General features: G+C 67.4%; 15 protein-coding genes. 7 read left to right on the forward strand and 8 right to left on the reverse strand.

The genetic code is table 11. The annotated features are described in order from the left end of the window. Positions 1-68: 68 nt before the first annotated feature. Positions 69-2,900, forward strand: a complete 2,832-nt coding sequence (locus IP83_RS03875) for an error-prone DNA polymerase (protein WP_369816991.1) — start codon at positions 69-71, stop codon at positions 2,898-2,900. Positions 2,901-2,946: 46 nt separating this feature from the next. After that, positions 2,947-3,435 carry a GNAT family N-acetyltransferase gene (locus IP83_RS03880; RefSeq protein WP_054120902.1) on the forward strand — a complete coding sequence of 163 codons (489 nt, stop codon included), beginning with the start codon at positions 2,947-2,949 and terminating at the stop codon, positions 3,433-3,435. Between the two features lie 16 nt (positions 3,436-3,451). On the opposite strand, the gene IP83_RS03885 is transcribed toward IP83_RS03880, so the two are convergent. Beyond that, the gene (locus IP83_RS03885) at positions 3,452-4,000 is read right to left on the reverse strand and encodes a DUF4240 domain-containing protein (RefSeq protein WP_054120903.1); all 549 of its coding nucleotides are present in this window, start codon (positions 3,998-4,000) and stop codon (positions 3,452-3,454) included. A 122-nt stretch (positions 4,001-4,122) separates the two neighbouring features. After that, on the reverse strand, positions 4,123-6,810 hold the full coding sequence (locus IP83_RS03890) for a hypothetical protein (RefSeq protein WP_054120904.1): 2,688 nt from the start codon (positions 6,808-6,810) through the stop codon (positions 4,123-4,125). Positions 6,811-6,882: 72 nt separating this feature from the next. On the opposite strand from IP83_RS03890, the gene IP83_RS03895 reads away from it, so the two are divergent. From IP83_RS03895 to IP83_RS03910, 4 genes are all read left to right on the forward strand, one after another. Further along, positions 6,883-7,188, forward strand: coding sequence for a hypothetical protein (locus IP83_RS03895; protein WP_054120905.1), 306 nt, complete (start codon positions 6,883-6,885; stop codon positions 7,186-7,188). 101 nt (positions 7,189-7,289) lie between these two features. Beyond that, positions 7,290-8,510: a hypothetical protein gene (locus tag IP83_RS03900; protein ID WP_054120906.1), complete on the forward strand. Its 1,221-nt coding sequence runs from the start codon at positions 7,290-7,292 to the stop codon at positions 8,508-8,510. Between the two features lie 90 nt (positions 8,511-8,600). Beyond that, on the forward strand, positions 8,601-9,518 hold the full coding sequence (locus tag IP83_RS03905) for a hypothetical protein (RefSeq protein ID WP_054120907.1): 918 nt from the start codon (positions 8,601-8,603) through the stop codon (positions 9,516-9,518). After that, positions 9,515-10,924, forward strand: a complete 1,410-nt coding sequence (locus IP83_RS03910) for a HAMP domain-containing sensor histidine kinase (protein WP_082364466.1) — start codon at positions 9,515-9,517, stop codon at positions 10,922-10,924. The genes IP83_RS03905 and IP83_RS03910 overlap by 4 nt, the downstream gene beginning before the upstream one ends. A 3-nt stretch (positions 10,925-10,927) precedes the next feature. On the opposite strand, the gene IP83_RS03915 is transcribed toward IP83_RS03910, so the two are convergent. The 3 genes from IP83_RS03915 to gltX form a co-directional block, all read right to left on the reverse strand. Continuing rightward, on the reverse strand, positions 10,928-11,119 hold the full coding sequence (locus IP83_RS03915; protein WP_054120908.1) for a hypothetical protein: 192 nt from the start codon (positions 11,117-11,119) through the stop codon (positions 10,928-10,930). A gap of 30 nt (positions 11,120-11,149) precedes the next feature. After that, positions 11,150-12,436 (reverse strand): citrate synthase, encoded by a 1,287-nt coding sequence (locus tag IP83_RS03920; RefSeq protein ID WP_054120909.1) that lies wholly within the window; start codon positions 12,434-12,436, stop codon positions 11,150-11,152. Positions 12,437-12,517: 81 nt separating this feature from the next. After that, complete coding sequence (gene gltX / locus IP83_RS03925; RefSeq protein ID WP_054120910.1) at positions 12,518-13,990, reverse strand: glutamate--tRNA ligase; 1,473 nt, start codon at positions 13,988-13,990, stop codon at positions 12,518-12,520. Positions 13,991-14,018: 28 nt separating this feature from the next. Here gltX and IP83_RS03930 point away from each other — a divergent pair, with 28 nt between their 5' ends. Further along, positions 14,019-16,253 (forward strand): ComEC/Rec2 family competence protein, encoded by a 2,235-nt coding sequence (locus IP83_RS03930; RefSeq protein ID WP_054120911.1) that lies wholly within the window; start codon positions 14,019-14,021, stop codon positions 16,251-16,253. Here the strand turns inward: IP83_RS03930 and lexA are convergent. From lexA to moaC, 3 genes are all read right to left on the reverse strand, one after another. Beyond that, positions 16,247-16,939, reverse strand: a complete 693-nt coding sequence (gene lexA, locus IP83_RS03935) for a transcriptional repressor LexA (protein ID WP_054120912.1) — start codon at positions 16,937-16,939, stop codon at positions 16,247-16,249. The genes IP83_RS03930 and lexA overlap by 7 nt on opposite strands. 76 nt (positions 16,940-17,015) lie before the next feature. Further along, entirely contained in the window at positions 17,016-18,224 is a 1,209-nt protein-coding gene (locus IP83_RS03940; protein ID WP_231624892.1) for a molybdopterin molybdotransferase MoeA, read from the reverse strand. After that, positions 18,221-18,691 carry a cyclic pyranopterin monophosphate synthase MoaC gene (gene moaC / locus IP83_RS03945; RefSeq protein WP_054120913.1) on the reverse strand — a complete coding sequence of 157 codons (471 nt, stop codon included), beginning with the start codon at positions 18,689-18,691 and terminating at the stop codon, positions 18,221-18,223. Before moaC ends, IP83_RS03940 begins: the two co-directional genes overlap by 4 nt. Positions 18,692-18,757 lie beyond the last annotated feature (66 nt).

The following is an 18,757-nucleotide window of genomic DNA, read 5'->3' on the forward strand; positions in this document are numbered from 1 at the left end:
CCCCCGACCCCTCCCGCAAGCGGGAGGGGGGAAGTTCGCACAGGCTTTCCCTGCCTTTTCCTGCGCTTGTGCCCAGACTTGTCCACAGCCTGCCGAGCCTGCGCCACATGGCCGCGAGCTACCTCTACAGCGGGGACGACATCGCCCGGATCAACGCGCTCGATGCCATGGCCCGCGAGCATGGCCTCAACCTGCTCGCGACCAACGACGTACATTACCATGAGGCCGCGCGCCGCCCCCTGCAGGACGTCATGACCGCGATCCGGCACAAGACCAACGTCGCGCGCGCGGGGCACCTGTTGCATCCCAATGCCGAGCGGCACCTGAAGTCGCCCGACGAGATGCTCCGCCTGTTCGAGCGCTGGCCTCGCGCCATCACGGCTGCCCGCGACCTCGCCGACGCCTGCACCTTCAGCCTCGACGAACTGCGCTATGAATATCCCGAGGAAATCTGCCCCGAAGGCCGCACCCCGCAGGAATGGCTGGAGGAGCGGACCTGGGTGGGGGCAGATGGCCGCTACCCCTCCGGCGTACCCGAAAGCGTGCGCACCACGCTGCAACGCGAACTGGCGCTGATCGGCAAGCTGAACCTCGCAACCTACTTTCTGACCATCAAGGATATCGTTGATTTTGCGCGCAATCAGGATCCACCGATCCTGTGCCAGGGGCGCGGCTCGGCGGCCAATTCGGCGGTCTGCTACTGCCTCGGCATCACGGCGGTGGACCCGGCGCGCCACGCCCTGCTGTTCGATCGTTTCATCTCGGAAGAGCGCAAGGAACCGCCCGATATCGACGTCGATTTCGAGCACGAGCGGCGCGAGGAAGTGATCCAGTACATCTACCGCCGCTATGGCCGCCAGCGCGCCGGGCTCTGCGCGACTGTGATCCATTACCGCCCGCGCATGGCGATCCGCGAGGTGGGCAAGGCGATGGGCCTCACCGAAGACGTCACCGCTGCGCTCGCGCGCACCGTGTGGGGCGGGTGGGGCAGCGAGGTGGCGGAGAAGAATGTCGCGCAGGCTGGGCTCGATCTGTCCGATCCACACCTCAAGCGGGTTCTCAAATTAACCGAGCAGATGATTGGCATGCCGCGCCATCTCTCGCAGCATGTCGGCGGCTTCATCCTCACGCAGGGCCCGCTGACCGAGACGGTGCCGATCGGCAATGGCGCCATGGCGGACCGCAGCTTCATCGAGTGGGACAAGGACGATATCGACGCGCTCGGCATCCTCAAGGTCGATGTGCTGGCGCTCGGGATGCTCACCTGCATCAGGAAATGCCTCGATCTGCTGGGCGAGCATCATGGCCGCACCCTCACGCTTGCCACGGTCCCGCGCGAGGATCCGGCGGTCTACGCCATGCTGTGCAAGGGCGATTCGCTGGGGGTGTTCCAGGTGGAAAGCCGCGCGCAGATGAACATGCTGCCGCGCCTGCGCCCGCGCGAGTTCTACGATCTCGTGATCCAGGTCGCCATCGTGCGCCCCGGACCGATCCAGGGCGACATGGTCCACCCCTACCTCCGGCGGCGGCGGGGGGAGGAGGCGGTCAGCATTCCCGCGCCCGGCCCCGCGTTTGGCCCGCCGGACGAACTGACCTCGATCCTCGGGCGCACCTTGGGCGTGCCGATCTTCCAGGAACAGGCGATGAAGATCGCGCTCGATGCGGCGAAGTTTTCGGGCGCCGAGGCCAACCGCTTGCGCAAGGCCATGGCGACCTTCCGGCGGCGCGGGATGGTCGAGGAACTGCAGGACATGATGGTAGAGCGCATGACCGCGCGCGGCTATGACCGCGACTTCGCGCAGCGCTGCTTCAACCAGATCCGGGGCTTCGGTGAATACGGCTTTCCCGAAAGCCATGCCGCCAGCTTCGCCCATCTCGTCTACGTCTCGTCATGGATCAAGTGCCACTACCCGGCAGCATTCGCCTGCGGCCTGCTCAATTCGCAGCCGATGGGCTTCTACGCGCCGGCGCAGATCGTGCGCGATGCAGTGGAGCATGGCGTCATCGTGCTCCCGGCCGATGTGAACCATTCGATGTGGGACTGCACGCTGGAGGAGGACGGCGCGGCGCTCCGGCTTGGCCTGCGCCAGATCGATGGCCTCCCTGAACATGTCGCCGCCGCGCTCGTTTCGGCGCGCGAGGCGGGCGGGAGATTTGCCGATGCCGGAGCGCTCAAGGCGCGCGCGGGGCTTTCGCCCGCGATGATCGAGCGGCTCGCGGCGGCCGATGCGCTGGGCTCGCTCGGCCTCTCGCGGCGGCAGGCGCTGTGGGATGCGCGCAGCCTGGTCGCCGCACCGCCGCTGCCGCTGTTCGCCGCCGCCGATGCGCGCGATCAGGGCGAGGAACGCGTGCGAACCCGTCTGCCCATGATGCCGCTCTCCGAGGAAGTCGTTGCCGACTACCAGACGCTGCGGCTCTCGCTGAAGGCGCACCCGATGGCCTTCCTGCGCGCCGAGCTCGCCGAACGCGGCTTCGTGCGCGCGGCAGACCTGCGGATGCGCAAGGTGCGCTCGATGGTGCGCGTGGCCGGCGTCGTGCTGGTGCGCCAGCAGCCGGGCAGCGCCAAGGGCGTGTGCTTCATCACGCTGGAGGACGAGACCGGGGTGATCAACCTCGTGATCTGGCCCGATCTCAAGGAAAAGCAGCGCAGCGTGGTGATGGGGGCGCGGCTGATGGAAGTGCGGGGCCGCGTGGAATACGATGACGAGGTTATCCACGTGATCGCCCAGCACCTGACCGACGCCAGCGAAGGCCTCGCGCGTCTGTCAGACGATGCGCTCCAGCCTGCGATGGCACGTGCCGACGAGGTCAACCGACCTGTCGTCGGCCGGATGGGGCCGCCCGCGCGCAGCCATCCACGCAACGTGCGGGTGATCCCCAAGTCGCGCGATTTCCACTGACGGAAGTTGCCACAATTGCGCCGCGAGCGCTGTCTACGCGCGGGCCATGGACATCATCAGACTGGGCCCCGACGATACCGAGCGCTTCCTCGTTTTGCGCCGCGAAGCGCTGGACGGCGATCACATGAGCTTTCGCGGCGCGAGTGCAGACGATGCCGCCCTCGGCGCGCCTTGGTGGCGGGAGCGTCTGGCGCGCGACCATGTCTATGCCGTGGTGCAGAACGGCGCGTGGCTCGCCGTAGGCGGGCTCAGCCGTCTTGCCGGCGTGAAGCTCGATCACAAAGGCCTCGTCTGGGGCATGTACGCCGTGCCCGCCGCACGCGGCACCGGCGCTGCCTCGCGCATTCTCAATACGCTGGAGGAGGCAGCCCGCAGCCTAGGCCTGCGCCAGCTCCAGCTGACCCTGATGGCCGACAATGCGCGGGCGAAAGCACTCTATGAACGCCACGGCTACGTGCTCTACGCGATCGAGCCGGAATCCGTGCGGCGCGGCAATGTCTATACCGACGAAGCGCTGATGTGGAAGCGGCTTTAGGGCGCCATACGCAAGTTCACTGTCCGAACCTTGCCCAGAGCTTCGGGTACCGCTTGGCCAGCTCTGCCGGATCATCGCTGAACCTTACGCCCTTGGGGCTTTCGGCATACATCATGTTGGCCGCGAACGGCATTTCGTTCCAATCGCGGCCCGTCTTCGCCGCCCACGTCTTGCGGGCAACATAGGCGAAGTCCTCGAACTCGAGAATGTCCGGGGAACCTCGGGCGAGCACATCCGCGAGTGCGTCAGGATCGGCCAATACCCTCTCGAACGTCTGGTAACCCCGCGCAATCAACCAGCAGCGAAAGTATTCGAAGCCATCATCGGAAGCGCCGCCATTGGCGAGATCGGCAGCACCCCACAGGTCCCACGCGTAGGAACGGCGCATGACCTGATCGAAGACTCTTTCAAACTCGACGATCCGGTCTGGCGGAAGCCGGCTCAGGCTGGTGTGCAGCGATTGGAGCTGCAGATCCGGTTTGCCTGCAAACTTGGCGGATTGATCGACCAAGGCCCAGAAGGACCGCTCGTCGAGAGGACGCGTATCCGGTGCGGGAGGGATCATTTGGCTACGGGCGGCAGGCGCCTCGTCTGGCGCAGCACAGACGGCCGAGGCCTGCATGACAGTGGCAGCGACTGCGAGCAACCTTCCGACGACGGACCGGGACGATGCCTGCGGGGCAGGGCTCACGTCCGCAGCCGCTCGATCCCTTGCGCGAGGGCGACGTAGAGCTTGCCCATGTCGGACGACAGCAGCGTCACGCCCAGTGCGTGACCGTCTCGCGTCGAGAGCAGCTGGCGCAGCATCGCTTCGAAATCGTGAATATAGCGGTTCACGTGGCCGCGGAATTCGCCGTCGCTCTCGTAGTGCTGCTGCACCGCGCGGGCTTCGCCGGTTTCGAGCAGGCTGACCGCGCGGCGGGTGAAGATGCCGCGGTCACCGCGCAAGTACGAAGCCCAGGCGGTTTCGGAAACGTCCGCCGAGAGCACCTTGGCGATGTCGATGGCCGCGGAATTCAGGCTTTCGGTGATCAGCGCGGTGCGACGCGCAAAGTCGTTGTCGACTTGCTCCTCCGCTCGCTCGCGGGCGCGGGCGACACGGTTTTCGAGGTTGCCGGCAAGTTCGTCCACCTTCGCAAGTTGGTCGCGCATCTGGATCGCGGTCTCGCGGCTGGCGGCGGCAGCGCTGTCGATCGCTTCCTCGAGCCGGGCGACGAGTTCGGCGCCGCGGCCTTGTAACACGCGGACAATGGCGCCCGAAAGCTGGCCTTCGATATCGCGTGAGAGGGCGTCGCTGTCCTCGCGCGCGGCGGCGAGGAGGGCGCGCAGTTCGCCGAGCCTTGCTTCCTGTTCGGTGGCCTGGGCAGTAAGCGTCTTCTGCATGCGCGCGGTATCGGCCATGGCTGCCTTGAGGCCGCTACGCGTGCTTTCCACGTCCTGCGCCAGCGCGTGGCTCGATTCGCCTGCTTCACCGAGTGCGGCGTGCATCTGCCCGACCCGGTCTTCGAACGCGGCGAGGCCGGCTTCGGCGCTGCCCAGCGCGGCGGGCAGCACGGTTCCGGCATGGTTGCCGCCTGCCTGAATGAGCTCCAGCAGACGCACGGCCGAATCGGTCAGGGCGCCGATCTGCCCGTCCGTGCCGGTCAGCGCTTCCCGCATGTCCACGAGGTGCTGGGTGAGCGTGGTGAGGGCGCGGTCGATGGTCGCCGCGCTCGTGTCGCCCGCCTCGCCCGATGTCTTGAGCGTCGCGCTGAAGGCCGCAACCTTGGCGGCAATCGCATCGCACTGCTGGCCGAGAGCTCGGGCTTCCTCCAGCTGGCGCTGGCGCTGCGCTTCGACGGCGGTGTCGAGATCGGCAAGCTTGCGGGCCAGCGCCTCGGCGGCTTCGGCCCCGGCGGCAGCCATGGCAGCACGACGTTCGCGGATCGCGCTGTCCAGATCGGCAAGGCTCTGCGTCAGCGCGGCGCGCTGTTCGGCGGAAGCGACCTCGAGATTGGCACGGCGGGCGGCCAGCTGTTCGTCGAGCAGGCTCGCGTCCTCGGCAAGGCGGCGGGCAAGTTCGGCGGCATTGGCCTCGAACGCGGCGAGCCGGTCGCGCGAAGCGGAGATCAGTGCCTCGTGGTCGCTGCCGATCGTTTCCACCGCATGGCGCAGCGCGACCAGCTGGGTCTCCGAACGTTCGGCAAACTGGCGCAGTGCGGTGTCTTCCGCGCTGCTCAGCGATCGGCTGAACGCGCCGCTCTCCGCACGCATCGCGGCAAAGCGCGCGCCCAGGGCCGCAAGCGTATCCTCTTCGCTGCGAATGATCGCCTCGCGCTGGCTGGCGAGTTCCTCGTTCAGCGTCTCGGCGCGAGCGCGGATGGCGGCGAGGGCAGCGACTTCCTCGGCATCGAGCTTTTGGCGGTGGGCCTGCGCACCTTCCTCCAGCGCGGCAAGGCGAGCCTCGCTATGCGCGGTGATGCGTGCCGCACTCTCCTCGAAGGCGGCCAGCGCGGCGTCTACGCGTTCGCGCACAAGGTCGACCTGCCGCTCGCTGGCCTGACCGAACTCGTTCAGCCGCAGGAACCCGGCAACAAGGTCTTCCAGCTGGGCATGGGCGGTGCGCCCGGCGTTGGCGATGGTGTTCGTGACGTCCTTTGCGGAATTGGCGATCACCGGCAGCTGGCCGCGCAGTTTTTCCATGTTTTCAAGCGCATGGTCGGAAACTGTGGCGATCTGCTCGACCTGCGCGCCGTTGCCCGCGATCAGCGCCTGCAATTGCGCCGCGTTGCCGCTGATCCGCTCCACCGCGATGCGCCCCAGCGATTCGAGATCGCGGCCTTGCGCTGCCAGAAAATCGCGCGCGAGCGAGAGTTCGGTGTTCACCGCCGCGAGCCGCCGCTCAAGCTGCTGCGATTCGATGCGGAGCAGCTGTGCGGCATCGCCAAAGCGCCCGGCCTCGCGCCGACTGCCGCGCCGCACAAGGAGCAGCGCCACAAGCACCACCAGCACCGGGGTCGACCAGGCGGAAAGCAGTCCGGTCCACACGCCCAGCGGCTGCGCCTGTCGGAACATGGCGAGATTGCCTGTGATGAAAGCGCCGGTCCACGCTGCAATCAGCGCACCGCTTACGGCAAGACCGAGCCACTCGCGTTCGAGCTTGACCGCTTCGCCTTCGTCGTCGTCCCAAACTGCCATGCTGTCTTCCGGGGTCGGCGCGACCGGCCAGCCGCCGTCCGCCGTGTCTTCGCTCGCAGCCATCAACGCCGCGCCGCCATCAGCGTCTTCCACCAGCGCTTCGCCGGCAAGGCGCTTGCCCAGCCGCACGGCGGCCGCCTGCGTAGCATCGTCATCCGTGCCGCCTTCGATGGCGATGATCTTTCTTCCCCCGGCCATGTCTAAGGCTTTAACACACTTGTGACCGCCGCTTAAAGCGTGGGTTAACTGAATGACGATAATCCTGTGGCCATGGCTTACCTTGGCGATGCGATCGATGCCCATCTGGCTGCGGCAACCGGCGACGATGCGGAGCTGTTCCGCGAGCTGCGGGCCGCGTTTGTCGAAGCTGCGCGCCGGCAGCTTGATCTGCTGGGCCGCGCGCGCTGCGACGGGAACTGGGAAATGGCAGCGCTGCGCTTGAAAAGCCTCGCCGCGACATTTCATGCCGAGGAACTGATCGCGCTCGCCGACGAAGCGCTGCAGGGCGCACCAGGAGAGCCTGCTGTGCTGCGAAACATCGCGGCGGCGCTTGATTCCATAGAACCAACCGACTGATTCGCCGCCGCACTTGGGCCACACCCTTGGCATCGCGGTCTTGCCGCCCTAGCATAGGGGAAAGGGAGGTCGCCGCCTTGCGGGTCGCATTGCTGTCGTTGATGGACGCCTTTCAGGGCGAGCCACAGGCCCTTCGCGGCCTGCTGCCGATTGGTGGCCGCTCGATCCTGCGCCATCAACTCGGCCTTGCCATGGCGCTTGGCTGCGCGCGGGTGGTGGTCCTGGCGGAAACGCTGACCAATGATCTCGTGATGCTCCAACATGCGGCAGAGGCAGGCGGGGCGCGGTTTCACGTGATCGCGTCTGCGCGGGCGCTTGCACCGCTGGTCGCTGCCGAGGATGAACTGCTGGTACTGGGCGAAGGCCTGCTTGCCATGCCGGAAGACGCGCTCCGGTTGCTCGGTGATGGACCGGTGGTGCTCACGCTTCCTGTCGAGACCGGCCTGCCGCTCGGTTTCGAGCGCATCGATATCAATAGTGCCGGCGCGGGCGCGATGCTGCTGCCCGGCAAATTGATCGCAGCGCTGGGCGATCTGCCCGGGGACTGGAACCCGGGCTCGGCTCTGCTGCGGATCGCTTCGCAAGCGCGGATTGTTCAGCGCGAATTGCCCGCAATGCTGCTCGATCAGGGCCGCTGGCGCCTGATCCGCGACGAGGGCGAGGCGCATCGGGCAGAGCCGGGCTGGGTGCGGCTGCACACGGCAAGTGCACAAGTCCGTTCGCCGGGATCGTGGCTGGCCGCCGGAGTGGTGCGCTCGCTTGGACCGGCGCTGCTCCATGCGGGGACGCGGCCCTATGTCATCGCGCTTGGCGCGGTCATCACCGCGCTGCTGGGCACCGGCGCGGGGTGGTTCGGCTGGTGCGGCCCGGGCTTTGCTATGCTGGCGCTGGCGTGGATGGTGCAGCAGGTGGCCGGGTTGCTCGCGCGGGTCGAGCGGGATTCGCTGATCGGATCGTCCAGCGGCGCGCCGCTCGACCAGCTCGCCGACTGGGTGCTCGACGGGTTGTTGATCACACTCTGTGCGTGGCGGACCGAGATTCCTGCGGTTGTCGGGGTTCCCTGGGGCATCGCCTGGTTTCCACCGGTCGTGCTGATCCTCCTGCTGCGCCTGCTCCAGCGCCTGCAGCCCGATGAAGCCTGGATCTGGTGGCTCAACGATCGCTTCGTCGTCGGGGCAATGCTGGCGCTGGCGAGCATTCTGTTGCCATTCGATTTCGTGCTGCGGCTGCTGGTGGTGACGCTGATGGTCGCCGGACTGCTCCTTGCGGGGCGCGGCGAGGGGCCGGGCAGCACCCTGCCGAGCGGAGGGCGGCCCGCATGACGGCCAACCGCCTAACCCCGAATTAACCAGCCCGGGCCTAAGTTGGTGAGGATGGCCTTCCCCGCATCTTCCGGCGCTCCGGCAAGCGCGATGTCTTCGCCGCTGGCGGACGACGTGGCTGCCGCGCGCGGTGCGGTGGCCCATGTCGTGCCGATCCTGCGCCATCTTCTGCGCAGCGACAACAACTCCCTCTTCAGCGACGAGATCGTCGCGCGCGTGCGCGGCATGTTCGTCGATGTCGCGCGGCAGCTGGTGATCGCGCTGGCCGAGGCGGCTGGCCATGCCGAACCGGAGGGATGGGCGCACGAGGCGGCGGAGGAACTCGCCCATGTCCTGGCGGAAAATCCGGCCTTCCTCGAGCATTTCCACACGCTCGCGCTCGAATGGCAATGGACTGTCAGACTGGAGCGCAGTCGCGGGGTCGATCCGGTGCTCCCGCCGCTCCTGCAGTCGCGCATGGCCGATCCCGATGCGCAGGCGTCTGCCGGCGCGATGAACTTGCTCGCCGCTCAAGCGCGCTTCTGCCAGAGCCAGCGGCGCATGCAGCTGCCGCTGGGTGAATTGCCGGGCGATCTCGTGCACATTGCGCTCGTGACCTTGCGCGCTCATGTCGGCCTCGATGGCTCCGCCGAAGCTTATGCGCTCATTGCCGAACGCGGCGTCCGCGCGCGGATCGACGAGACACGTTCGCGCCTCGCGCAGATGGGCCGCGTGCTCGATGCCATGGGGGAAAAGGCAGCCGCCGCGCTTGAGGTGGACAAGGCTGGAGTCGCGCTGTTTCTCACCGCGCTCGCGCGCGGCTCCGGGCTCAGCCGCGAGGCGGCGATAATGGCGACGGTCGAAGGCCAGCTGCCGCGCTTTGTGCTCGCGCTGCGGGCTTGCGGACTGGTACCTGCCGCGGTCACACAAGCGGCGCTGGCGTTCCATCCCGAAGCCAACTTGCCGCAGGGCTTTGCGGACATCACGCCCGCCAAGGCCGCCGCGCTGCTCGCGCAGGCCGGCGCATGAGCGCGCTGCGCGAACGGGGCGCGGCGCCGAGTACGCCCGGCGGCGGCCTGATCCGTGCCCGCACCGACGGCGGAGACCGGCTCATCGCGGCTGACGAACCGCTCGCTGGTCTGCAACTGCGCTGCGGCAGCGCGATCCCCGGCCTGATCGCGGTCCCGGCCCTGCTGGCGCTGGTCCGCCGCGTCCGCCGGACCGGCCAGGCTGCCTCGCGCATGATCCTCTCGGTTGATGAAGGGCACTTCGTCACCGCGCTCGCTTCGGTCACGCCGCATGGCGAGGGCACAGCAATCGAGCTCACGCATTGGCAGCGCGGAGAGGAAACCGCGACCGACTTGCCCGTGCCCGAAGCGCTGCTGCATCATGTCGCTGAAGCTGAGATCCTGCTGGACGAGGAGCAACGCGTGATCGTCGCCGATGTCCGCGCGGCCGATCTCTCCGGACTGGCCGCAGCGCTCGAGGCTGGTCGGGGGCGCTTCTGGACCGATTTCGTGACCATCGACCGGGTGAGCGATCTGATGACGGCGCGGCAGGGTCCGCTCCATTGGCGCTTGCTCGATGATGCGCCGTTCACGGTCGAGGGCTCGAAGCGTGGCTGGCGCGCTCGGATCATCCCGCGCGGGCAGGGCGGTTTCTCGCTGCTTGCGATCCCCGATGTGATCGAGACTTTGCCCTCCAGCTCCGCAGCCAGCGACGAAAAGGCGGATGCGGCGAACGCGCAGCCCGGATGGAACCGCCTGCTGGGCCGAGATCTCGCCCCCACCCTGCGCCAGCCGATCACGCGGATCATCGCCAATGCCGAGACGATCCGCACGCGCCTCGCCGGACCGCTGGCAGAGGAATATGCCAGCTATGCGCGCGATATCGCCGATGCTGGACGCCACCTGATGAGCCTGATCGAGGACCTTGCCGATCTCGAAGCGGTCGAGGCTCCCGGTTTCTCTCCGGCGCCCGACCACATCGATCTGGCCGATTGCGCCCGCCGCGCTGCCGGCATCCTTTCGGTCCGCGCGCAGGAGCGCGGGATCACGCTGGTAACGCCGGATGCCGCTGCGTGCGTACCCGCAATCGGCGAATTCCGCCGCGTATTGCAAGTGCTGCTCAATCTCGTCACCAATGCGATCCGCTACAGCCCGGAGGGTACGCGCGTAACGCTCGAGACCGGCGAGGACGCGCGCTGTGCATGGATCGCAGTGCAGGACGAGGGCCAGGGCCTCGATGCCGAGCAAGCGGTTCGCGTGTTCGAGAAGTTCGAGCGGCTGGGCCGCAGCGGTGATGGCGGGACAGGCCTTGGCCTCTATATCTCGCGCCACCTCGCGCGGGCGATGGGCGGGGATCTCGTCGTCACCAGCGCTGCGGGCGAAGGCGCGCGCTTTGAACTGACCCTGCCGCCCGACCGGGCGGCCTGACGCTCAGCCTCGGCGCTGCGCCAGAAACAGCAGCCCGGCGCCGACCAGAGCCAGCACGCCGCCCCACAGAATCCAGATCTTCTGCTCCAGCATGAAGCTGGATGCCGGCCACATGATCAGGCCGGCGCCCTGGCCCATCCACAACAGGCCCATGAGGAGAGCGAGCACGCCCAGGATACGCAGGATCAGGGTCATGTCACTCTCCTCAGGTTGTCTGCTCGCGCCTCAGCGCTTGTCTACGGGCACGTAGTCGCGCTGCGCCGGGCCGGTGTAGAGCTGGCGCGGACGGCCGATCTTCTGGCCGGGATCGCTGATCATTTCGTTCCACTGCGCAACCCAGCCGACCGTGCGGGCGAGCGCGAAGAGCGCGGTGAACATCGCGGTCGGGAAGCCGATCGCCGAAAGGATGATGCCCGAATAGAAGTCCACGTTCGGGAACAGCTTCTTCTCGATGAAGTAGGGATCGTTCAGCGCGATCTCTTCCAGCTGCAGCGCCGTCTCGAACAGCGGGTCGGTGACCTTCAAGGAGGCAAACACCTCGCGCACCGTCTGCTGCATCACCGTCGCGCGCGGGTCGTAGTTCTTGTAGACGCGGTGACCGAAGCCCATCAGGCGGAACGGATCGTTCTTGTCCTTGGCGCGCGCGATGTAGTGCGGGATGCGGTCGGGCGTGCCGATTTCCTTGAGCATGTTGAGCGCGGCTTCATTCGCGCCGCCATGCGCCGGGCCCCACAGACAGGCGATGCCCGCCGCGATGCAGGCGAACGGGTTGGCGCCCGACGAACCCGCCAGACGCACCGTCGAAGTCGAGGCGTTCTGCTCGTGGTCGGCGTGGAGGATGAAAATGCGATCGAGCGCGCGCTCGACGATCGGGTTCACCTCGTATTCCTCCGCCGGGACCGCGAAGGTCATGCGCAGGAAGTTGCCGGTGTAGGAGAGGTCGTTGCGCGGATAGACGAAGGGCTGGCCGACCGAATACTTGTAGGCCATCGCCGCGATCGTCGGCATCTTGGCGATCAGGCGGTGCGCCGAAATCTTGCGCTGTTCCGGATCCGAGATGTCGGTCGAGTCATGATAGAACGCCGAGAGCGCGCCGACGACACCGCACATGATCGCCATCGGATGCGCGTCACGGCGGAAGCCGCGGTAGAACACCGAGAGCTGCTCGTGGACCATCGTATGGCGGGTGATCGTGCGGGTGAACTGTGCCAGCTCGTCCGCCGAAGGCAGTTCGCCGTTGAGCAGCAGGTAGCTCACTTCCATGAAGCTGGAGTGTTCGGCCAGCTGGCCGATCGGATAGCCGCGGTGCAGCAGCACGCCTTCATCACCATCGATGTAGGTCAGCGCGCTGTCGCAGCTTGCCGTGCTGGTAAAGCCCGGATCATAGGTGAACTTGCCGGTTTCGGCATAGAGTTTGCGGATATCGACCACGTCGGGGCCGATCGTGCCGCTCTTGATCGGCATCGTGACGGTCTTGTCGCCATCACTCAGGGTCGCCTGGTTGTCGCTCACGATCTACCCTCCTGTTCTGCTCATACTTCGGCGGCGCTGTGCCGGCCTGGTTGGGTTCGGGCCGGGGCCCGGAAAGTTACATCACGTGGTCTGCGCAGCCTGGTCTTTGACCCGGGCGAGCGACTCGTCTCGTCCCAGAAGTACCAGTACGTCGAAAATGCCCGGCGAGGTAGTCGTGCCGGTCAGCGCGGCGCGCAGCGGCTGCGCCAGCTTGCCCAGCCCGAGCCCGCGTTCTTCCGCCATCGCCTTGAGGGAAGCTTCCAGCGCAGCGGCTGTCCATTCCTCGGCGACAAGCCACTCAGCCATCGCGCCAAGCAGTGCACGCGCATCGTCCGTCAGCAGGCCCGCTGCCTTTTCGTCGAGCTCCAGTGGCCGCTGCGCAAACAGGAACCGCGCGCCGGCGGCCAGTTCCATGAGGTCCGCCGCGCGCACTTTCAGCACCGGCATAGCGGTGGTGAGCAGCGCAAGGCCAGCTTCGTCCAGCCCGCCCAGCCGCTGCGCGACAAGCCCCGCCAGCCGCGCGTCATCGGCTTCGCGGATATAGTGCCCGTTGAAATTCTGCAGTTTCTTGAGATCGAAGCGTGCAGCGCCCTTGCCGACATCGCCGATCTCGAACCACTCGACCGCCTGCTCGCGGCTGATGATCTCGGCATCACCGTGGCCCCAGCCGAGCCGGAGCAGGTAGTTGAACACCGCTTCGGGCAGCAGCCCTAGTTCGTCGCGATAGGCATCGACGCCAAGCGCACCGTGGCGCTTGGAAAGCTTCGCCCCGTCCGCGCCGTGGATCAGCGGGATATGGGCATAGGCCGGGTCTTCCCAGCCCGAGCCTTCGACCGCCTGCATCGCGCGGATCACCACCAGCTGGCGGAAGGCGTTGTTGATATGGTCATCGCCGCGGATCACGTGGGTCACCCCCATGTCGTGATCGTCGACCACAACCGCAAGCATGTAGGTAGGTGTGCCGTCCGAGCGCAGGATGACGTAGTCGTCGATCTCGACGTTCTGGACGGTGATCGGGCCTTGCACGAGGTCGTCGATCGTGGTCGCGCCGTCACGCGGCGCCTTGATGCGCACGACCCACGGCTGGCCTTCGGGCCATGTCGACGGATCGGCATCGCGCCATTCGCTTTCGATGCGGAACGGGCGGCGTTCGGCCTGCGCCGCGGCGCGGCGTGCGGCGAGTTCTTCCTGCGTCAAATAGCAGCGATAGGCGTGCCCGGCCTCCATCAGCTTGTGCGCGATTTCCGCATGCCGGTCAGACCGCGCGAACTGGAACACCGGTTCCTCGTCACCGCCGAGGCCCAGCCAGTTGAGCCCGTCGAAAATGGCCTCGATGGCCGGCTCGGTAGACCGCGCGCGGTCGGTATCCTCGATACGCAGCAGGTAGGTGCCGCCGTGGTGGCGGGCGAACAGCCAGTTGAACAGCGCGGTGCGCGCGCCGCCGATATGCAGGTATCCGGTGGGGGAAGGCGCGAAACGCGTCACCACACCCTTGCGAACAGCGGCAGTCCCCGCGCCCGATCCTGCAGAAACGGTGTCACTGGCGCTTGCCATTATGGGCGCAATCCTTCCTAATCCGGCCATGCCGCCGACTTTGGCCCAACCTCTTGGCGAACCCGCGACGCTGCGGACACGCCTCTGGGACAAACTCGCCGCCTTGTCCAGCATGCACCGCACCATGGAAGCGTTCCTGGCTGCCCGCCCTTTCGAGCGCGGCCCGTGGCTTGCGGTGGGCTTCGGCATTGGAATCGCTTGCTGGGCGGTGCTGCCGGGGCCGTGGCAATGGGCGGGCTTCCTCGCATTGTGCGGTGCGGCGGCGATGGGCAGCCTGCTCATCGACGCCGAGGGCGATATGGGACACTTGCGCGCCGCGCTGATCGGCATGGCGCTGATGCTCGCGGCAGGCTGCACCACGATCTGGGTGAAGTCCGAGCTGGTGGGCGAGCCGGGCATTGCGCGGCCTGAAGTCGCCATGATCCAGGGCCGGATTATCGACCGGCAAGTCGAAGGTGCGCGTGATCGGGTGAGGCTGCTCATCCGCGCGGAAATCGAGGGCCACGCCGAGCCGCTTCAGCTGCGGCTCAACCTGCCGGACGAGAACGACCAGCCCGGGCTTGTCGAAGGCGCCGAGGTCCGCCTGCGCGCCCGGCTCATGCCGCCGGCGCCGCCAATGCTGCCGGGCTCCTACGATTTTGCCCGCGCGGCATGGTTTCAGGGGCTCGCCGCCACGGGGAACGTGGTGGGTCCCGTGATGGTCGTCAGGCCGGCGAACGAGGGTTGGTCACTCCGGCAATGGCAGCAGGAACTGGCCGACCATGTCCGCGGGCAGCTCTCCGGCTCTCCCGGCACGATTGCCGCCGCCTTTGCCAGCGGCGACCGCGGCGCCATCGCACAGGGCGACGAGGATGCGATGCGCGATGCGGGCCTGACGCACTTGCTTTCGATCAGTGGCCTGCATGTCAGTGCTGTGATTGCGGGTGCCTATTTCCTGACGATTAGGGTGCTCGCTCTATTTCCGTTCATCGCACTGCGCGTGCGTCTGCCTTTGCTGGCCGCAGGGGTCGGAGCGGGGGTGGGGCTATTCTACACCCTGCTCACCGGCGCCGAAGTGCCGACCGTCCGCTCGGTCGCGGGCTCGCTGCTGGTGCTCGCGGCGCTGGCGCTGGGCCGCGATCCGCTCTCGCTGCGGCTGCTGGCGACGGCGGCGCTGATCGTCATGCTGCTCTGGCCCGAAGCCGTGCTGGGGCCGAGCTTCCAGATGAGCTTTGCCTCAGTCATTGCCATCGTCGCGTTCAGTACGTCCACGCCTGCGAAGGCGTTTCTTTCACACAGCCACGAAGGGCGCATGACGCGGTTCGGCCGTCATCTGGCGATGCTGCTCATGACCGGCGTTGTGATCGAGCTTTCGCTCATGCCGATCAGTCTGTTCCATTTCCACCGCGCTGGCATCTACGGCGCAGCGGCCAACGTGGTCGCCATCCCGCTGACCACAGTGCTGACGATGCCGCTGATCGCACTTGCGCTGGCGCTCGATCTGTTCGGCCTCGGCGCGCCGGCGTGGTGGGCGGTGGGCAAGTCGCTCGAACTGCTGCTTTGGCTCGCCCATCTGGTGGCGGGTCAGCCGGGCGCGGTGACGATGATGCCCGGGATGACGGGCGGTACCTTCGCACTATTCATGGCCGGGCTGTTGTGGTTGGCCATGTGGAGCGGGCGCGTGCGGCTGTGGGGCCTAGTGCCGATCGGATTGGGCATGGCCGCTCTGCTGCTGACGCGCACGCCCGACGTCCTCGTTTCAGGTGATGGCCACCACGTCGGGATCACTGGCGAGGGGCCGGATCTGCTGGTGCTGCGGGCGGTACGGGAAGAGAGCTATACGCGCGCCGCGTTGCTGGAAAATGCGGGGATGACAGGCGATGCCGTGGCGCTGGAGGACTGGAAGGGCGCCCATTGCAATCCCGATTTCTGCGCGATGTCGCTGGTGCGGGGCGGGCGAAGGTTCGATCTCCTGATGGCGCGGGGGAAGGACCTCGTGGCGATCCCGGTTCTCGCGGCCGCCTGCGCGCGGGCCGATATCGTCGTGGCAGATCGGCGGCTGCCCTCCGCTTGCAAGCCCCGGTTGCTCAAGGCGGACCGGGCCATGCTCGGCCAGACGGGCGGACTGGCAATCGATCTCGTCTCGGGCCGGGTCCGCACCGTGGCGGAAACCCAAGGCGAACATGGCTGGTTCCGCCGTCCACCACCGTGGCAGCCAAGGGCGAGGCGGCAGGGTCCGGCTCCAGCTGCTACCGGAGCGCCGAACCCCGCACCCAGTCAGTGATAGCGGCGCAGCAGGCCTGCGAGCTTGCCCTGAACCTGCACTTCATGCGGCTGGTAATACTGCGGATCATAGGCCGCATTGGCCGGATCGAGCCGCACCATGCCGCGCTCGCGCCGCAGATACTTGAGCGTCGCTTCCTCGCCGCGCACCAGCGCCACCACGATCTCGCCATCCCGCGCCGTGTCGGTGCGGCGCACGAGGGCATAATCGCCATCGAGAATGCCGGCCTCGACCATCGAGTCGCCCGAGACTTCGAGCGCGTAGTGCTCACCCGAACCGAGCAGCGCGGCGGGGACTGGTAGGGTGGAGGTGCCCTCAAGTGCTTCGATCGGCACACCCGCGGCGATGCGGCCGTGGAGCGGGATCTCGATCACATCGTTCGCAGGCTCGCGTGCCGGAGCAGGATTGCGCAGCGGGGCAAGCGCACTCGGCGCATTGGCAGCAGCGCGGCTGGCAGGCTTGGCGCCGCCGGCATCGCTGTCACGGATCAATTCCAGAGCGCGGGCGCGATTGGGCAAACGGCGGATGAAGCCGCGCTCTTCCAGCGCCGAGATCAGCCGGTGCACCCCCGACTTCGACTTGAGGTCGAGAGCTTCCTTCATTTCCTCGAACGAGGGGGAAATGCCGGAATCCTCAAGGCGGGTCTGAATGAAGGTCAGCAGTTCATGCTGCTTGCGCGTGAGCATCCGTGCGCACTCCTATGGTGAACGAATGCGGAACGAATAAGCAACGAATATTCACGCGTCAAGCAATTCCGTGCATTTACAGCAGGTATACTGGAACAAACGTACCAGCGGGCGTTTCGGCTTCGTTCGCTGGGCGGACTACAAGGGCGTTGGCGCGGGAAAGCGAGGACAGCGCGCCGCTGTCCTGCAAGCCGTCGAGCGAGACTTCGCCGCCATCCCAGACCGCGCGCAGGAATTCCATGCGGCTGCCTCCTGCCGGCATCGCTTCGCGCAGCCGGGCCGGAATGGGGCGCGGCATCGGGTTTCCGGCACCGAGCGCGGCGCGGATCAGGGGCAGGAGGAACAGGAATCCGGTGACGAAAGCAGCGGCGGGATTGCCGGGCAGGCCGAGGATCACCTGCGCACCCCGCCGCGCGACAAGGAGCGGCTTGCCCGGCTTGATCGCGACGCGCCAGAACGCAAGGTCCGCGCCGAGTTCGGCAAGCGCCGGGCGGACGAGATCGTGGTCCCCGACCGATGCACCGCCGCTGGTGACGATAACGTCCGCGTCGTCGGCGGCCTCGAACGCGGCTTTCAGCGCTTCGAGCCTGTCCGGGACCGGGCCGATGCGGGTGATGCGGACGGCGGGCTGGGTGGCGAGTGCCGCCAGCATCGCGCTGTTGCTGGCGGGAAGCTGGTGCGGGGCAAGGTCTGCGCCGGGCGCCGCCAGTTCATCCCCGCCATCGATCACCGCGAGTTCGAGCGGGCGGCGGACCGGGAGGTGGGCGTGGCCAGCCGTGATGGCGAGGGCGATCTGCGCGGCGCCGATCTTCGTCCCGGGTGCCATGAGGACATCGCCACTGCGGAAGTCCATGCCGGCGGGGCGGATGTGGCGCGCGCGCGGCTCGGGCGGCGTTCCGGTGAGGGTGAGCACCTCGCCCTCGCGGGCTGCATCCTCCTGGATCAGGACCATGTCGGCGCCGGCGGGGACAAGCGCGCCGGTGCTGATGCGCGCGGCCTCGCCCGGGCCGACCGTCCCGGCGAAGGGGCGCCCGGCAGCGCTTTCGCCGATCACGCGCCACGGACCGGGGAGGTCGGCGGCGCGCAGGGCGTAGCCGTCCATCGCGGAGACATCGGCGGCGGGCTGGGTGCGCAGTGCGGTCAGCGGCTCGGCGAGGTGGAAGCCGAGGCAATCGGCGGTCGCACGGTGCTCGATGGGGAGGACCGGCGCCAGCTCCATCAGGCGGCGCTGGGCTTCCTCAAGCGGGAGGGGCGGGTTCGGGCGCGCAGGAGTCTGTTCGGTCAAGGTGCGCGCCAATCGCCCGATTTGCCGCCGCGCTTTTCGATCAGGCGGATGCCCTCCAGCACCATGCCTTTGTCGATCGCCTTGGCCATGTCGTAAATGGTGAGCAGCGCGACCGAGACCGCGGTGAGCGCTTCCATCTCGACCCCGGTGCGCCCGGTGAGCGAGGCAGTTGCGCGGGCCTCGACACCGTCCTCAACGAACGCGAATTCGACGCTGACGGCATCGAGCGCGAGGGGGTGGCAGAGCGGGATCAGCTCGCCGGTGCGCTTCGCGGCCATGATCCCGGCAATGCGGGCGACGGCAAGGACATCGCCCTTGGGCGTCTTGCCATCGCGCAGCGCGGCGAGTGTGGCGGCGTTCATGCGGATGCGGCCGAGCGCCACGGCGACGCGCTGCGTCTCCGGTTTGCCGCCGACATCGACCATGCGCGCGCGGCCTTGCGAATCGAGGTGGGTGAGCTCGCTCATCGGGCAAAGGCGACACAAGTTGACACGGTTGACACAGTCCTGAGTGAAAACTCCGGGCCTGGCTTT

Origin of the sequence: Novosphingobium sp. AAP93, from assembly GCF_001296055.1 — a bacterium.
Classification (GTDB): Bacteria; Pseudomonadota; Alphaproteobacteria; order Sphingomonadales; family Sphingomonadaceae; genus Novosphingobium.

Excerpts from the sequence above, each read along its gene's own strand:
- IP83_RS03880 (WP_054120902.1), top strand. The coding sequence starts at position 2,947 with ATGGACATCATCAGACTGGGCCCCGACGATACCGAGCGCTTCCTCGTT.
- IP83_RS03885 (WP_054120903.1), bottom strand. The coding sequence starts at position 4,000 with ATGATCCCTCCCGCACCGGATACGCGTCCTCTCGACGAGCGGTCCTTC.
- IP83_RS03890 (WP_054120904.1), bottom strand. The coding sequence starts at position 6,810 with ATGGCCGGGGGAAGAAAGATCATCGCCATCGAAGGCGGCACGGATGAC.
- IP83_RS03895 (WP_054120905.1), top strand. The coding sequence starts at position 6,883 with ATGGCTTACCTTGGCGATGCGATCGATGCCCATCTGGCTGCGGCAACC.
- IP83_RS03900 (WP_054120906.1), top strand. The coding sequence starts at position 7,290 with ATGGACGCCTTTCAGGGCGAGCCACAGGCCCTTCGCGGCCTGCTGCCG.
- IP83_RS03905 (WP_054120907.1), top strand. The coding sequence starts at position 8,601 with ATGTCTTCGCCGCTGGCGGACGACGTGGCTGCCGCGCGCGGTGCGGTG.
- IP83_RS03910 (WP_082364466.1), top strand. The coding sequence starts at position 9,515 with ATGAGCGCGCTGCGCGAACGGGGCGCGGCGCCGAGTACGCCCGGCGGC.
- IP83_RS03915 (WP_054120908.1), bottom strand. The coding sequence starts at position 11,119 with ATGACCCTGATCCTGCGTATCCTGGGCGTGCTCGCTCTCCTCATGGGC.
- gltX (WP_054120910.1), bottom strand. The coding sequence starts at position 13,990 with ATGGCAAGCGCCAGTGACACCGTTTCTGCAGGATCGGGCGCGGGGACT.
- IP83_RS03930 (WP_054120911.1), top strand. The coding sequence starts at position 14,019 with ATGCCGCCGACTTTGGCCCAACCTCTTGGCGAACCCGCGACGCTGCGG.
- lexA (WP_054120912.1), bottom strand. The coding sequence starts at position 16,939 with ATGCTCACGCGCAAGCAGCATGAACTGCTGACCTTCATTCAGACCCGC.
- moaC (WP_054120913.1), bottom strand. The coding sequence starts at position 18,691 with ATGAGCGAGCTCACCCACCTCGATTCGCAAGGCCGCGCGCGCATGGTC.